The following is a 13,164-nucleotide window of genomic DNA, read 5'->3' on the forward strand; positions in this document are numbered from 1 at the left end:
GCACCCTACTGTGGCCAAGACCGCCCCGGAGGGGGTTCGATCAGCGTTACGCTCGGCCCCATGCGCCGACTGATGGTCACCGGGGGAGCCGGCTTCATCGGGTCCAACTTCGTCCGCCACGTGGTGGAGCACACCGACGACCACGTCACCGTCCTGGACAAGCTGACCTACGCAGGCAGCCGTGAGTCGCTCGCCGGGCTGCCCGAGGACCGGGTGCGCCTCGTGGTCGGCGACGTCGCCGACGCCGAGCTGGTCCACTCGCTCGTGACCGACGCCGATGCGGTGGTCCACTTCGCCGCCGAGTCGCACAACGACAACTCGCTCGTCGGGCCGCGGCCGTTCCTCGACACCAACATCGTCGGCACGTACACGCTGCTCGAGGCCGTCCGCGCCCACGACGTGCGCTACCACCACATCTCCACCGATGAGGTCTACGGCGACCTCGAGCTCGACGACCCGCAGCGCTTCACCGAGTCGACCCCCTACAACCCGTCGAGCCCGTACTCGTCCACGAAGGCCGGCTCGGACCTGCTGGTGCGGGCATGGGTGCGGTCGTTCGGGGTGCGCGCGACGATCTCGAACTGCTCCAACAACTACGGGCCGTGGCAGCACCTCGAGAAGTTCATCCCGCGCCAGATCACGGGCCTCATCGACGGCGTGCGGCCGCGGCTCTACGGCGAGGGCCTCAACGTGCGCGACTGGATCCACGTCGACGACCACAACGCCGCCGTCCTGACGATCCTCGAGCGCGGCCGCCTGGGCGAGACCTACCTGATCGGCGCCGACGGGGAGCGGTCGAACCGCGAGGTGGTCGAGGCGCTGCTGGCGCTGTTCGGTCGCGAGCCCGACGACTTCGACCACGTCACCGATCGGGCGGGTCACGACCTGCGGTACGCGATCGACTCGACGAAGCTGCGCACCGAGCTCGGTTGGACGCCGCGCTTCGCCGACTTCTCGGCGGGACTCGCCGACACCGTGCAGTGGTACCGCGACCACGAGGACTGGTGGCGGCCCGCGAAGGCGGCCACCGAGGCCAAGTACGCGGCGCTGGGCCAGTAGGGGAGCGCGATGAGGATCGAGACGACACCCGTCCCCGGCCTGCTGGTGGTGCACCTGGACGTGCACGAGGACAACCGCGGCTGGTTCAAGGAGAACTGGCAGCGCGAGCGGATGGTCGCGGCCGGCCTGCCCGACTTCGGGCCGGTGCAGCAGAACGTCTCCTTCAACGCCGCCGCGGGCACGATCCGCGGCATCCACGCCGAGCCGTGGGACAAGTACGTGTCGGTGGCGGCGGGCCGGGCGTTCGGGGCGTGGGTCGACCTGCGCGAGGGAGACTCCTTCGGCGCCACCTTCTGGACCGAGCTCGATTCGCGCACGGCCGTCTTCGTGCCGCGAGGGGTCGCCAACTCGTTCCAGGTGCTCGACGACGACACGGCCTACTCGTACCTCGTGAACGAGCACTGGAGCCCCGACGCGGTCTACGCCAACGTCAACCTGCTCGATCCCGAGGTCGCGATCCCGTGGCCGCTGCCGGTGGGCGAGATGTCCGAGAAGGACCGCGCCCACCCGCTGCTGGCCGAGGTCGCCCCGATGGGGCCGCGACGCACGGTCGTGATCGGCGCGGGCGGCCAGCTCGGCCGGGCGCTGCAGCAGGTGCTGCCCGACGCCGAGTTCCACGACCTCCCCGAGGTCGACCTCGCGCGCCCCGAGACCCTCGAATCGATCGACTGGAGCGGCGTCGGCACGCTGATCAACGCCGCCGCCTACACGAACGTGGACGGCGCCGAGACGCCCGAGGGCCGGCGGCTGTGCTGGGCGATCAACGTCACCGGGGTCGCCGCGATGGCGCGGATCGCGAACGACCGCGGCCTGACGTTCGTCAACGTCTCGAGCGACTACGTCTTCGACGGCACGGTCGAGGAGCACCGCGTGGACGAGCCCGTCTCCCCGCTGGGCGTCTACGGCCAGACGAAGGCGGCCACCGAGGCGGTGACGTCGGTCGTCCCGCGGCACTACCTCGTGCGCACCAGCTGGGTCGTGGGCGAGGGCGCGAACTTCGTCGACACGATGCGCCGGCTCGCGCGCGAGGGCGTCTCGCCGTCGGTGGTGAACGACCAGCACGGCCGGCTGACGCCCGCGTCGGTGCTGGCCGAGGGCATCGTCGACCTGCTGCGGTCCGAGGCGCCGTACGGCATCCACCACGTCACGGGCCGCGGCCCGGTGGAGTCGTGGGCCGACATCGCGCGCCGGGTCTTCGCCGAGGAGGGCCGCGACCCCGCCGACGTCCGCGGCGTCAGCACCGAGGAGTACCTCGCCGGCCGCCCCGCCGCCCCCCGCCCCCGCCACTCCGCGCTGCGGCTGCCGGAGTGACGGTTTCCCCGCTTAACCGGGGAAACCGTCACTTCACGAGGTTCGCAAACCCCGTGAAGTGACAGGAAACCTCGTTCAGTGGGCCGGATAGGGTGACCGGGTGGCGCGCACCCTGACCCCGATCGACCCCGCCGAGTTCGCGCAGATCTGCGCGCGCATCGACGCCGGCGAGGCCGACCGCGCCGACCTCAAGGCCGCCACGAAGCACCTGCTGGCCCTGCTCCAGCGCAAGGCGCCGGGGCACAGCGTCGAGGTCCGCATCCCGCCGTTCGCCGCGATCCAGTGCATCGCCGGGGCGAGCCACACGCGCGGCACCCCGCCGGCGGTCGTCGAGACCGACGCCGAGACCTGGATCGCCCTCGCGCGCGGCCGGCTCGCCTGGGCCGACGCGGCCGTGCGGGCCAGTGGCGAGCGATCCGACCTCTCGCCACTGCTGCCGCTCGTCCCCTGAAGCCGCTCGCTAGGGTCTTCCCCATGCGCGTGCGACTCCTGCTCCTGTCGGTCCTGGCCCTCCCGCTCCTCGCGGCCTGCGGAGGCGGCGCCGACTCCGACGCCGGCTCGAGCGAGTGCTCGTACGTCGAGGAGTCCGCGGCCGCGAAGGACGCGAAGCTCCCGCCGTCCGACCTGCTCGCCCCCGAGCAGCTCACGGTCAAGACCAACCGCGGCGACTTCGGCCTCACGCTCACGCCCGACACCGCGCCGTGCACCGTGAACTCGTTCGCGTCGCTGGCCGAGCAGGGCTACTTCGACGGCACGAAGTGCCACCGCCTCGTGCCCGGCTTCGTGCTGCAGTGCGGCGACCCGTCCGCCACGGGTACCGGCGGCCCCGGCTACAGCTTCGACGACGAGCTGACCGGCGACGAGACCTACCTCGCCGGCACGCTCGCCATGGCCAACAGCGGCCCCGACACGAACGGCTCGCAGTTCTTCATCGTCCTCGAGGACGCCGCGCTGCCCGCCGCCTACACGGTCTTCGGCACGGTCGACGAGGCCGGGATGGAGGCCGCCCGCGCCATCGCCGAGGAGGGCAACGGCGCGGACGGCGTCGCTCCGAAGAACGACGTCGTGATCGAGTCGGTCTCCTGACTCAGACCTGGCGGCCGCTCGACCAGTAGGGCTTGCGCAGGTCGCGCTTGAGGATCTTGCCCGAGGGGTTGCGCGGCAGGAGCTCGACGATGTCGATGCTCCGCGGCACCTTGTAGTGCGCCAGCTGCTCGCGCGCCCACGCGATGATCTCGGCCTCGGTCGCCTCGGCGCCGGGCCGCAGCGCGACGACCGCCTTGACCGACTCGCCCCACGTGTCGTCGGGGACGCCGATGATCGCGACCTCGAGGAGCGCCGGGTGCTCGGAGAGCACGCGCTCGACCTCGGGGGAGTACACGTTCTCGCCGCCGGTGATGATCATGTCCTTGATCCGGTCCTCGACGTAGACGTAGCCGTCGGCGTCGATCCGCCCGATGTCGCCGGTGCGGACCCAGCCGTCGCCGGCATAGAGCTCGGCGGTCGCCTCGGGCTTGCCGTGGTAGCCGGGCGTGGCCTGGTCGGTCCGGAACCACAGCTCGCCGGGCTCGCCGGGAGCGACGTCCTGCAGCGTCGCCGGGTCGACGACGCGCGCCTCGACGCCGGGGATCGGCTTGCCGGCCGACAGCAGGCGCTCGGGGTGCTCGAGGTCGCGGTGCTCGTCGTCGTGCAGCATCGTCACGACGCCGCAGAACTCGGTGAGGCCGTACACCTGGTAGAACGCCGTGTCGGGCCAGTGCTCCTGCGCCCCGCGCAGGATCGTGAGCGGCATCGGCGCCGCGCCGTAGGAGAAGCCGCGCAGGCCGCTGAAGAGCTTCATCGCGTCGGCCCCGGCCTGCAGCAGCATCGCCACCACGGCGGGCACGAGGAACGCGTGGGTGACGCCGGACATCATCGCGCCGGCCAGGGCGGTGGGCTCGACCTCGCGGATGATGTGCCCGGGTACCCGGTTCTTGAGGCCGAACATCGCGTAGGACGTGCCGCCGACGTGGAACATCGGCATCGCGATGAGCATCTTGGCGCCCTCGCCGTAGGCGATGCCGGTGTCGGCGGCCTCGGTGTGGGCGACGAGGTTGCGCTGGGTCAGCAGCACGCCCTTGGGGCGTCCGGTCGTGCCCGAGCTGTACATGATGACGACCGGGTCGTCGGCGGTGACGTCGTCGGCCTGCTCGAGAGGCTCACCCGCGGACTGCCAGGCCTCGAACTCGTCGGCGTCGCCGCCCATGACGACGATCCGCTCGACCGTGGTGAGCTTCTCGCGGATGACCTCCACCTGGTCGAGCAGCTCGTGCCCGACGAACAGCAGCTTCGCGCCGGCGTCGTTGATCGTGTAGTCGAGCTCGTCGCCGGCGAGGCGCCAGTTGACGATCGCCGTGGCCGCGCCGACCAGGCTCGCGCCCAGCACCAGCTGCAGGATCGCGGGGTTGTTCTTGTCGACGACGGCGATGTGGTCGCCGTGCCCGATGCCCTCGGCGCGCAGCGCGCCCGCGGTGCGCCGGACCGACTCCCAGACCTGCGCCCAGGTCCACTCGCGCCCTTCGTAGATCCAGCCGGTCTCGTCGGGCGAGGCCTGCGCGGCGGCGCGCGCGTGGTCGGCGATGAAGGCGGCATCGGTCATGAGGTCTCCTGGAGGCCGGTGGTGAGGTGCGTCACACGCTAGTGCTCCGAAGCGCCGTAGGGAAGACTTCCAGTCAAGGTTGACTGTTAATGAGGATTCCGGCTTTCCGGTGCCGGTCGGGGAACGCGCGGACGGCCGGTAGACTGGGACCCGTGCCCCGCGGAGATGGTCTCCTGACCCACGAGCTCGACCCCAGCGACGCCGGCCCCCAGGACGCCTGTGGCGTGTTCGGGGTCTGGGCCCCCGGTGAGGAGGTCGCCAAGCTCACCTACTTCGGTCTCTACGCCCTGCAGCACCGCGGGCAGGAGTCGGCCGGCATCGCCGTGAGCAACGGCCGGCAGATCCTCGTCTACAAGGACATGGGCCTGGTGTCCCAGGTCTTCGACGAGGCCACCCTGGAGTCCCTCGCCGGCCAGATCGCGATCGGCCACGCGCGCTACTCCACCACCGGCGCCAGCGTGTGGCAGAACGCCCAGCCCACGTTCCGGCCCACCGCCCAGGGCTCGGTCGCGCTGGGCCACAACGGCAACCTGACCAACACCCACGAGCTCGTCCAGCTGCTGCGCGAGCGCACCGAGGGCGACGCGAAGTCCGCCTCCGCCGAGACCGCCACCACCGACACGTCGGTCATGGCCTCGCTGCTGGCGTCCTACCGCGACCGCTCGGTCGAGGACGCGGCGCTCGAGGTGCTGCCGCAGCTGCGCGGCGCCTTCTCCCTGGTCTTCATGGACGAGACCACGCTCTACGGCGCGCGCGACCCGCAGGGCATCCGCCCGCTCGTGCTGGGCCGGCTCGAGCGCGGCTGGGTCATCGCCAGCGAGACCGCCGCCCTCGACATCGTCGGCGCCTCGTACATCCGCGAGATCGAGCCCGGCGAGTTCGTGGCGATCGACGAGAACGGCCTGCGCAGCAGCCGGTTCGCCGAGGCGGCGCCGAAGGGCTGCATCTTCGAGTACGTCTACCTCGCCCGCCCCGACACCACGATCAACGAGCAGCGCGTGTTCAGCGTGCGCGAGCGGATCGGACGCAAGCTCGCGAACACCGCGCCCGTCGAGGCCGACCTCGTGATCCCGGTGCCCGAGTCGGGCACGCCCGCCGCGATCGGCTACGCCGAGGAGAGCGGCATCCCGTTCGGCCATGGCCTGGTCAAGAACTCCTACGTGGGCCGCACGTTCATCCAGCCGTCGCAGACGATCCGCCAGCTCGGCATCCGGCTCAAGCTCAACCCGCTGCGCGACGTCATCGCCGGGAAGCGCCTCGTCGTCGTCGACGACTCGATCGTGCGCGGCAACACCCAGCGCGCGCTGGTGCGGATGCTGCGCGAGTTCGGCGCGGCCGAGGTGCACGTGCGCATCTCCAGCCCGCCGGTGAAGTGGCCGTGCTTCTACGGCATCGACTTCGCCTCGCGCGCCGAGTTGATCGCCAACGGCCTGAGCGTCGACGAGATCTGCCGCTCGATCGGCGCCGACAGCCTGTCCTACGTCTCGCTCGACGACCTGATCGAGGCGACGCACGTCCCCGCGGACAACCTGTGCCGCGCCTGCTTCGACGGCATCTATCCGGTGGAGCTGCCGGACGACGACCTCATCGGCAAGCACCTGCTGGAGCTGCCGCAGAACGGGACCGAGCCCCTGAAGGTGATCCAGTGACCTCGTACGCCTCCGCCGGAGTCTCCATCGAAGAGGGCGACCGCGCGGTCGAGCTCATGAAGCAGTGGGTCGCCAAGGCCACCCGCCCCGAGGTCGTCGGCGGCATCGGCGGCTTCGCCGGTCTCTTCGACGCCTCGGCCCTGAAGGACTACCGCCGCCCCCTGCTGGCCACCAGCGCCGACGGCGTGGGCACCAAGGTCGCGATCGCGCAGCGCATGGATCGCCACGACACGATCGGGTTCGACCTGGTCGGCATGCTCGTCGACGACCTCGTCGTCTGCGGCGCCGAGCCGCTGTTCCTGACCGACTACATCGCCTGCGGCAAGGTCGTCCCCGAGCGCATCGCCGACATCGTCAAGGGCATCGCCGCGGCGTGCGCCGAGACCGGCACCGCGCTGCTCGGCGGCGAGACCGCCGAGCACCCGGGCCTGCTGGGCGCCGACGAGTACGACGTCGCCGGCTCCACCACCGGCGTGGTCGAGGCCGACCGCCTGCTCGGCGCCGACCTCGTGCGCGACGGCGACGTCGTGATCGCGATGGCCTCGTCCGGCCTGCACTCCAACGGCTACTCGCTCGTGCGCCACGTCTTCTTCGAGAAGGCCGGCTGGGCGCTCGACCGCGAGGTGCCCGAGTTCGGCCGCACCCTCGGCGAGGAGCTGCTGACCCCCACTCGCCTCTACACCAAGCCGTGCCTGGCGCTGGCCGACGGCGTCGAGGTCCACGCGATGTCCCACATCACCGGTGGCGGCCTCGCGGCCAACCTCGAGCGCGTGCTGCCCGACACGGTGTCGGTGCTGCTCGACCGGTCCTCGTGGACGCCGGCGCCCGTCTTCACCCTCGTCGGCGAGCTCGGCGGCGTATCCCAGGCCGACCTCGACCAGGCGCTCAACATGGGCGTCGGCATGGTCGCGATCGTCGCGCAGGACGCGGCCGACGCGGCGGTCTCGCTGCTGTCCGATCAGGGCGTCGACGCGTGGATCGCGGGCGAGGTCGCGGCGGCCGATGTGCACGGCAAGGGCGGCTCCGTCACCCTCGGCTGAGAATATTCGCTGCAATCCCGGCTCCCGCACTCGCCGAGCCGGGGCCGCTTCATGCGTTCTGGGAGTGTTTGGGTACGCTGGTACCACGACATACTGGACCACTGAGTGCGAGGGGGTCGAGCCCATGGGCCGCGGCCGTGCCAAAGCGAAGCAGACCAAGGTCGCTCGCGATCTCAAGTATCGGACATTGGACACTGACTTCAATGATCTCGAACGAGAACTTCACGGAGAGTCCGGGGATCCCATCCCGGATCAGTACGCTGATCTCGCCAAGAAACTGGGAGGCCCTGCCGCCAGTTGAGCGGTAGGGCAGACGTCTCTCCCCGCCCTCGGGCGGAACCCACCGAATCGTCACCCGTGGGGCACCTGTGTGCCCCACGGGTCTCGGTGCTGCTCCCTCAGCGGGACAGCTGGCTGGGCCACCAGAACCGGCGGCCGCACAGGGCCACCAGCGCCGGCGTCGCGACACCGCGCACCAGCACGGTGTCCAGCAGCACGCCGAAGCCGACGACGACGCCGAGCTGTGCCAGCAGCACGAGCGGCAGCACGCCCAGCACGGTGAACACGGCGGCCAGCAGGACGCCGGCGCTCGTGATGACGCCGCCGGTGACGGCGAGCGCCTTGACGATCGACTCGGTGGCGTCGTGCGACACGGCCATCTCCTCGCGCGCCCGCGCGGTGAGGAAGATGTTGTAGTCCACGCCGAGGGCCACCAGGAAGATGAACGCGAGCAGCGGCGTGCTCACGTCCATCGCCGACCAGCCCAGGACGTGGTCGAACAGCAGCCAGCCGACACCGAGCGCCGACAGGTACGACAGCACGGTGGTCGCGCACAGCACCACCGCGGCCACGACCGAGCGCAGCAGGATCAGCAGCATCAGCAGGACGATCGCCAGCACGACCGGGATGACCTTGAGGCGGTCGTCGGCGGCGGTCTGAGCCTCGTCGAGCGCCTGGGCGTCCGGTCCACCGACGAGGGCGTTGGGATCGGCGTCCTTCACGGCGCTGCGGAGGTCCTCGATCGTGGTGAGGGCCTGCTCGCTCTCGGGCGCGACCGAGAGCACGACCTGCACCTCGGCGACGTCGTCGGAGGCGCCGGCGGGGCGGGCGCTCTCGACGCCCTCGACCTCGTTCGCGGCGGCCGTGACGTCCTCGACCTTGTCGGGCGTGGTCGCCACGGTGGTGGGCGCCGAGATGCCGGCGGGGAACGCGTCCTGCAGCGTCTCCTGGGCCTGGATCGACTCCGGCGTGTCGAGGAACTGCTCGCTCTGCCCGAGACCGGTCGAGAGGGTCAGCGCGCCGGCGGCCATGGCGCCGAGCACGGCGATCGAGGCGATCGCGACGGGCCACGGGCGCGACGTGACGGTCCTGCCCACGCGGTACCACCAGCCACGCTCGCTGGGGTCGTCGTCGCCGTTGCGGGGCACGAACGGCCAGAACAGCCAGCGGCCCGGCAGCACCATCGCCGACGGCAGGATCAGCAGCGCGAACGCGACCGCGATGACCAGGCCGATGGCACCGGCCAGGCCGATGCCGCTCACGAACGGGGAGTCGGCGATCAGCAGGGAGAGCAGCGCGAGGATCACGGTGCCCGAGCTCGACAGGATGGCCGGTGCGGCGCCGCCGACGGCGGTCCGCATCGCCTCGTGGCGGGACTCGTGGCGACGCAGCTCCTCGCGGTAGCGGGCGATGAGCAGCAGGGCGTAGTTCGTGCCGGCGCCGAACACCAGGACCGACGTGATGCCGGTGATCGAGCCGTCGATCTCGAAGCCGAAGAGGCCGGAGGCGCCCTCGAGCACCTTCGCGGCCACGCGGTCACCGATGCCGATGACGGTGAGCGGCACGAGCCACAGCCACGGGCTCCGGTAGGTGACGATCAGCAGCACCGCGACGACCGCGGCGGTGACGGCGAGCAGGCGCACGTCGGCGCCGTCGAACACGGCACCGAGGTCGGCCTGGACGGCAGGGGCGCCGGTCACCTCGGCCGTGACGCCGTCGGGCAGGTCCTGCTTGGCGACCTCGCGGATGCGGTCGACCAGCTCGGCGTTCTCGTCGTTGCTCAGGCCGGACTTCACCGGGATCGCGACGATCGCGGCGGCGCCGTCCTCCGACGGCACGGGCGGGCTGGCCTGGAGGTCGAGCTCGGAGCCCAGGGTCTGCGCGCGCTCGCCGAGCGCCTGCAGGTCCTGCGGCGACAGGCCCCCGTCACGCGAGTAGACGACGATCGCGGGGGACTCGTCGGCCTCGGGCAGCTGGTCGAGCAGCGCCGCGGCACGCGAGGCCTCGGCCGAGTCGGGGAGGTTCGAGCCGGCCTCGTTGCCCGAGGTCGGCTCGGGGGCGAAGGACATGACCAGACCGGAGACGATCAGTCCCAGCAGCACCACGACGATGGATCGGCGCGGGCCGACGAGGCGCGCGAGGGGGAAGGACCGATGGTCGACGGTTTTCACGCTAGAAGGCTAAGCGATCTAACTATCTCCCGCTGACGGCGGGCGGGCCCCGCCCGCCTCGACTCAGCCCAGGTGGATCTGGCTCAGTCGCCCGATCTCGCGGATCCGCTGCTCGGCCTGGCGGTCGGCCGCCTCGGCCGTGGTGATGCCCTCGGCGGCGGAGCGCTCGAGCACGGCCAGCGTGGTGTCGAAGATCCCCGTGGCACGCGCCTTGGCGCGGTCGAAGGAGAAGCCGCTGGGGTCGAGCTCGTCGGCCACCTGGATGACGCCGCCGGAGTTCACGCAGTAGTCGGGCGCGTAGACGATGCCCCGGTCGGCGACCAGCTTGCCGATGCCGTCGTGGGCCAGCTGGTTGTTGGCCGCACCGGCGACGACCTTCGCCGTCAACGCCTCGACGGAGACCTCGTTCAGCGCGCCGCCCAGTGCGCACGGGGCGTAGACGTCGAGGTCGGCGGCGATCAGCTCCTCGGTGGAGCCGGCGACCTCGAGGGACGGGAAGCGGTCGCGCAGGCGCGCCACGGCCTCGGCGTCGATGTCGGTGACCACCACCCGGGCGTCCTCCTCGACGAGGTGCTCGGCGAGGTGGCGGCCGACCTTGCCGACGCCGGCGATGCCGACCCGCTTGCCGGCCAGCGACGTGCCGCCCCACGTGAACTGGGCGGCCGCGCGCATGCCCTGGTAGACGCCGAAGGCCGTCAGGACGCTGGAGTCGCCGGCGCCGCCGTGGTCGACCGTGCGGCCCGTGACGTAGTCGCACTCGCGGGCGATGACGTCCATGTCGGCCGAGTAGGTGCCCACGTCGCACGCGGTGAAGTAGCGGCCGTTGAGCGTCTGCACGAAGCGGCCGTAGGCGCGCAGGAGGGCCTCGGACTTGTCGGTGTGCGGGTCGCCGATGATGACGGCCTTGCCGCCGCCGAGGTCGAGCCCGGCGAGCGCGTTCTTGTAGGCCATGCCCTGGCTGAGGTTGAGGACGTCGGCGAGCGCGTCGGTCTCGCTGGCGTACGGGAAGAAGCGGGTGCCGCCCAGGCCGGGCCCAAGGGCCGTGGAGTAGAGGGCGATGATCGCCCGGAGTCCGGAGGCCTCGTCGTGGCAGAAGACCACTTGCTCGTGGTGGGTGCCGAAGCTGCTGGGCGTGCTCATGTTCCCTCTTCCTGGGTCGGCGGGGGTGGTGCCGGCCTGTCGGTGTGGTTGGTGCGCGGCCGGGGGTGGTGGCCGCTGTGACCCACGTTACTCGTGCACGTCCCCGGCGGCGGCACGACGGGCGAGGTTGCGGTCCATGCGCCGGAAGAACGGCGCCGTCGCGCGCGTGACGACGCCGGGCAGCAGCGCCATCGAGGTCTCGCCGGCGACGCCGAACGCGCTCGTCACGCGCGAGGGCCGCGAGACGACGGCGCGCTCGATCCAGCGGCTCGCCTCGTCCGGACCCATCATCCTCATCGCGCGGTAGATCTCGGTGCCGCCCGACATCTCGGTGCGCACCATCGGGAAGTGCACGACCGTCGTGGTGATGCCGCGGTGGCCGAGCTCGGCCGACAGCGACCGCAGGTAGGACTCGAGCGCGCTCTTGCTGGCCAGGTAGGCCGAGAACAGGGGGATCGGCACCTGGGTCGAGAGCGTGGAGCTGATCGTGACGTGCCCGCGCCCCTGCTCGAGCATCGACGGCAGCACGAGCGAGATGAGCCGCACGGCCGCGAAGTAGTTGATGGCCATGACGCGCTCGTGGTCGTGGAGGCGGTCGAGCGATGCGGTGATCGGCCGCCGGATGGAGCGCGCCGCGTTGTTCACGAGCACGTCGATGCGGCCGTGCTCGGCCAGGACCCGCCCGACGACATCGCGCGCGGCGTCGTCGTCGGTGAGGTCGACGGGATAGGCGTGCGCGTCGCCTCCGGAACCCCGGATCGCCTCGGCGACGGCGGCCAGCTCGTCGGCGCGGCGGGCCAGCAGGCACACGGTGGCGCCCCGCGCGGCGAGCCGGTGCGCGGCCGCGGCGCCGATGCCGCTCGAGGACCCCGTGATGACGATGACCTGACCCGCCGGATCGATGCCCATGGGCTGTGATCGTAGTCACAGGCGACGGCGTATCGTGGTGGGGTGCTGGCCGAACTCCTGGACCCGATGAAGAACCCGCTGACGTACGCGGTGCCGTTCTTCCTGCTGAGCATCGCGATCGAGCTGGCGGCCCTGAAGTGGCTCGACCACGACGACAACGTCACCGGCTACGCGCTCAAGGACGCACGGACCTCCATCTCGATGGGCGTCGGCTCGATCCTGTTCCTCACGGTCTTCAAGATCATCACCTTCTTCGCCTTCGTCTTCGTGTTCGCGCACTTCGCGCTGTTCGAGCTCGACACCGGCGCGTGGTGGTACTGGCCGGCCCTGATCGTGGGCCTGGACTTCTGCTACTACTGGCACCACCGCTTCAGCCACCGCGTGCGGATCGGCTGGGCCGGCCACCAGGCGCACCACTCCAGCGAGTTCATGAACTTCGGCACCGCCCTGCGGCAGAAGTGGAATCCGTGGTTCGAGTTCTTCTTCTGGCTGCCGCTGCCGCTCCTGGGCTTCGCGCCGTGGACCCTGTTCGCCGCCTTCGCGATCAACCTCATCTACCAGTTCTTCGTGCACACCGAGGTCGTCGGGAAGCTGCCGCGGCCGATCGAGTGGGTGTTCAACACGCCCTCGCACCACCGCGTGCACCACGGCTCGGATCCGGAGTACCTGGACAAGAACTACGGCGGCATCCTCATCGTCTGGGACCGGCTGTTCGGCACGTTCCAGGCCGAGCTGCACCGGCCGCGTTACGGCCTCACCCACCCGGTCGAGACGTACAACCTGCTGACGCTGCAGTACGGCGACTACCGCAAGATGGCCGCCGACGTCCGTGCGGCGTCGTCGTGGCGCGAGCGCGTGGGCTACGTGCTCGGGCCGCCCGGGTGGAAGCCTGACGGCTCGATCGACCGCGGCCGCACCGAGGCCGGCACGCGCTGACGCGGCAGGCGGGTGAGCCCCGATCCTCCTAG

Annotated in this window: 12 protein-coding genes; 8 read left to right on the forward strand and 4 right to left on the reverse strand. The window is 71.1% G+C overall.

The features are described 5' to 3' along the window. The first annotated feature begins 60 nt into the window (after positions 1 to 60). The 4 genes from rfbB to O3S82_RS02070 all read left to right on the forward strand — a co-directional run bounded on the left by rfbB (position 61) and on the right by O3S82_RS02070 (position 3,456). The gene (gene rfbB / locus O3S82_RS02055; protein WP_269305179.1) at positions 61 to 1,059 is read left to right on the forward strand and encodes a dTDP-glucose 4,6-dehydratase; all 999 of its coding nucleotides are present in this window, start codon (positions 61 to 63) and stop codon (positions 1,057 to 1,059) included. A 9-nt stretch (positions 1,060 to 1,068) separates the two neighbouring features. Then, entirely contained in the window at positions 1,069 to 2,370 is a 1,302-nt protein-coding gene (locus O3S82_RS02060) for a bifunctional dTDP-4-dehydrorhamnose 3,5-epimerase family protein/NAD(P)-dependent oxidoreductase (RefSeq protein ID WP_269305180.1), read from the forward strand. Positions 2,371 to 2,470: 100 nt separating this feature from the next. Further along, a complete protein-coding gene (locus O3S82_RS02065) occupies positions 2,471 to 2,821 on the forward strand; it encodes a sterol carrier family protein (RefSeq protein ID WP_269305181.1) in 351 nt (116 codons plus the stop codon). 23 nt (positions 2,822 to 2,844) lie between these two features. Next, a complete protein-coding gene (locus O3S82_RS02070) occupies positions 2,845 to 3,456 on the forward strand; it encodes a peptidylprolyl isomerase (protein WP_269305182.1) in 612 nt (203 codons plus the stop codon). Position 3,457: 1 nt separating this feature from the next. Here the strand turns inward: O3S82_RS02070 and O3S82_RS02075 are convergent, their stop codons facing one another. After that, positions 3,458 to 5,008, reverse strand: a complete 1,551-nt coding sequence (locus O3S82_RS02075) for a long-chain-fatty-acid--CoA ligase (RefSeq protein WP_269305183.1) — start codon at positions 5,006 to 5,008, stop codon at positions 3,458 to 3,460. A 152-nt stretch (positions 5,009 to 5,160) separates the two neighbouring features. On the opposite strand from O3S82_RS02075, the gene purF reads away from it, so the two are divergent. The 3 genes from purF to O3S82_RS02090 all read left to right on the forward strand — a co-directional run bounded on the left by purF (position 5,161) and on the right by O3S82_RS02090 (position 7,998). Beyond that, on the forward strand, positions 5,161 to 6,657 hold the full coding sequence (gene purF, locus O3S82_RS02080; RefSeq protein WP_269305184.1) for an amidophosphoribosyltransferase: 1,497 nt from the start codon (positions 5,161 to 5,163) through the stop codon (positions 6,655 to 6,657). After that, positions 6,654 to 7,697, forward strand: coding sequence for a phosphoribosylformylglycinamidine cyclo-ligase (gene purM / locus O3S82_RS02085; protein ID WP_269305185.1), 1,044 nt, complete (start codon positions 6,654 to 6,656; stop codon positions 7,695 to 7,697). Before purF ends, purM begins: the two co-directional genes overlap by 4 nt. A 124-nt stretch (positions 7,698 to 7,821) precedes the next feature. Continuing rightward, entirely contained in the window at positions 7,822 to 7,998 is a 177-nt protein-coding gene (locus O3S82_RS02090; RefSeq protein ID WP_179426583.1) for a DUF3073 domain-containing protein, read from the forward strand. A gap of 97 nt (positions 7,999 to 8,095) precedes the next feature. Here the strand turns inward: O3S82_RS02090 and O3S82_RS02095 are convergent, their stop codons facing one another. The 3 genes from O3S82_RS02095 to O3S82_RS02105 all read right to left on the reverse strand — a co-directional run bounded on the left by O3S82_RS02095 (position 8,096) and on the right by O3S82_RS02105 (position 12,196). After that, entirely contained in the window at positions 8,096 to 10,147 is a 2,052-nt protein-coding gene (locus O3S82_RS02095; RefSeq protein WP_269305186.1) for an MMPL family transporter, read from the reverse strand. Between the two features lie 63 nt (positions 10,148 to 10,210). Further along, positions 10,211 to 11,287, reverse strand: coding sequence for a Glu/Leu/Phe/Val dehydrogenase dimerization domain-containing protein (locus O3S82_RS02100; protein ID WP_179426581.1), 1,077 nt, complete (start codon positions 11,285 to 11,287; stop codon positions 10,211 to 10,213). An 87-nt stretch (positions 11,288 to 11,374) separates the two neighbouring features. Beyond that, positions 11,375 to 12,196: an SDR family NAD(P)-dependent oxidoreductase gene (locus O3S82_RS02105; protein ID WP_269305187.1), complete on the reverse strand. Its 822-nt coding sequence runs from the start codon at positions 12,194 to 12,196 to the stop codon at positions 11,375 to 11,377. Positions 12,197 to 12,238: 42 nt separating this feature from the next. Between O3S82_RS02105 and O3S82_RS02110 the strand changes: the two genes are divergently transcribed. Next, positions 12,239 to 13,132: a sterol desaturase family protein gene (locus tag O3S82_RS02110; protein WP_269305188.1), complete on the forward strand. Its 894-nt coding sequence runs from the start codon at positions 12,239 to 12,241 to the stop codon at positions 13,130 to 13,132. The last annotated feature ends 32 nt before the right edge of the window (positions 13,133 to 13,164 follow it).

This window comes from Aeromicrobium sp. HA, from assembly GCF_027171405.1.
Classification (GTDB): Bacteria; Actinomycetota; Actinomycetes; order Propionibacteriales; family Nocardioidaceae; genus Aeromicrobium; species Aeromicrobium tamlense.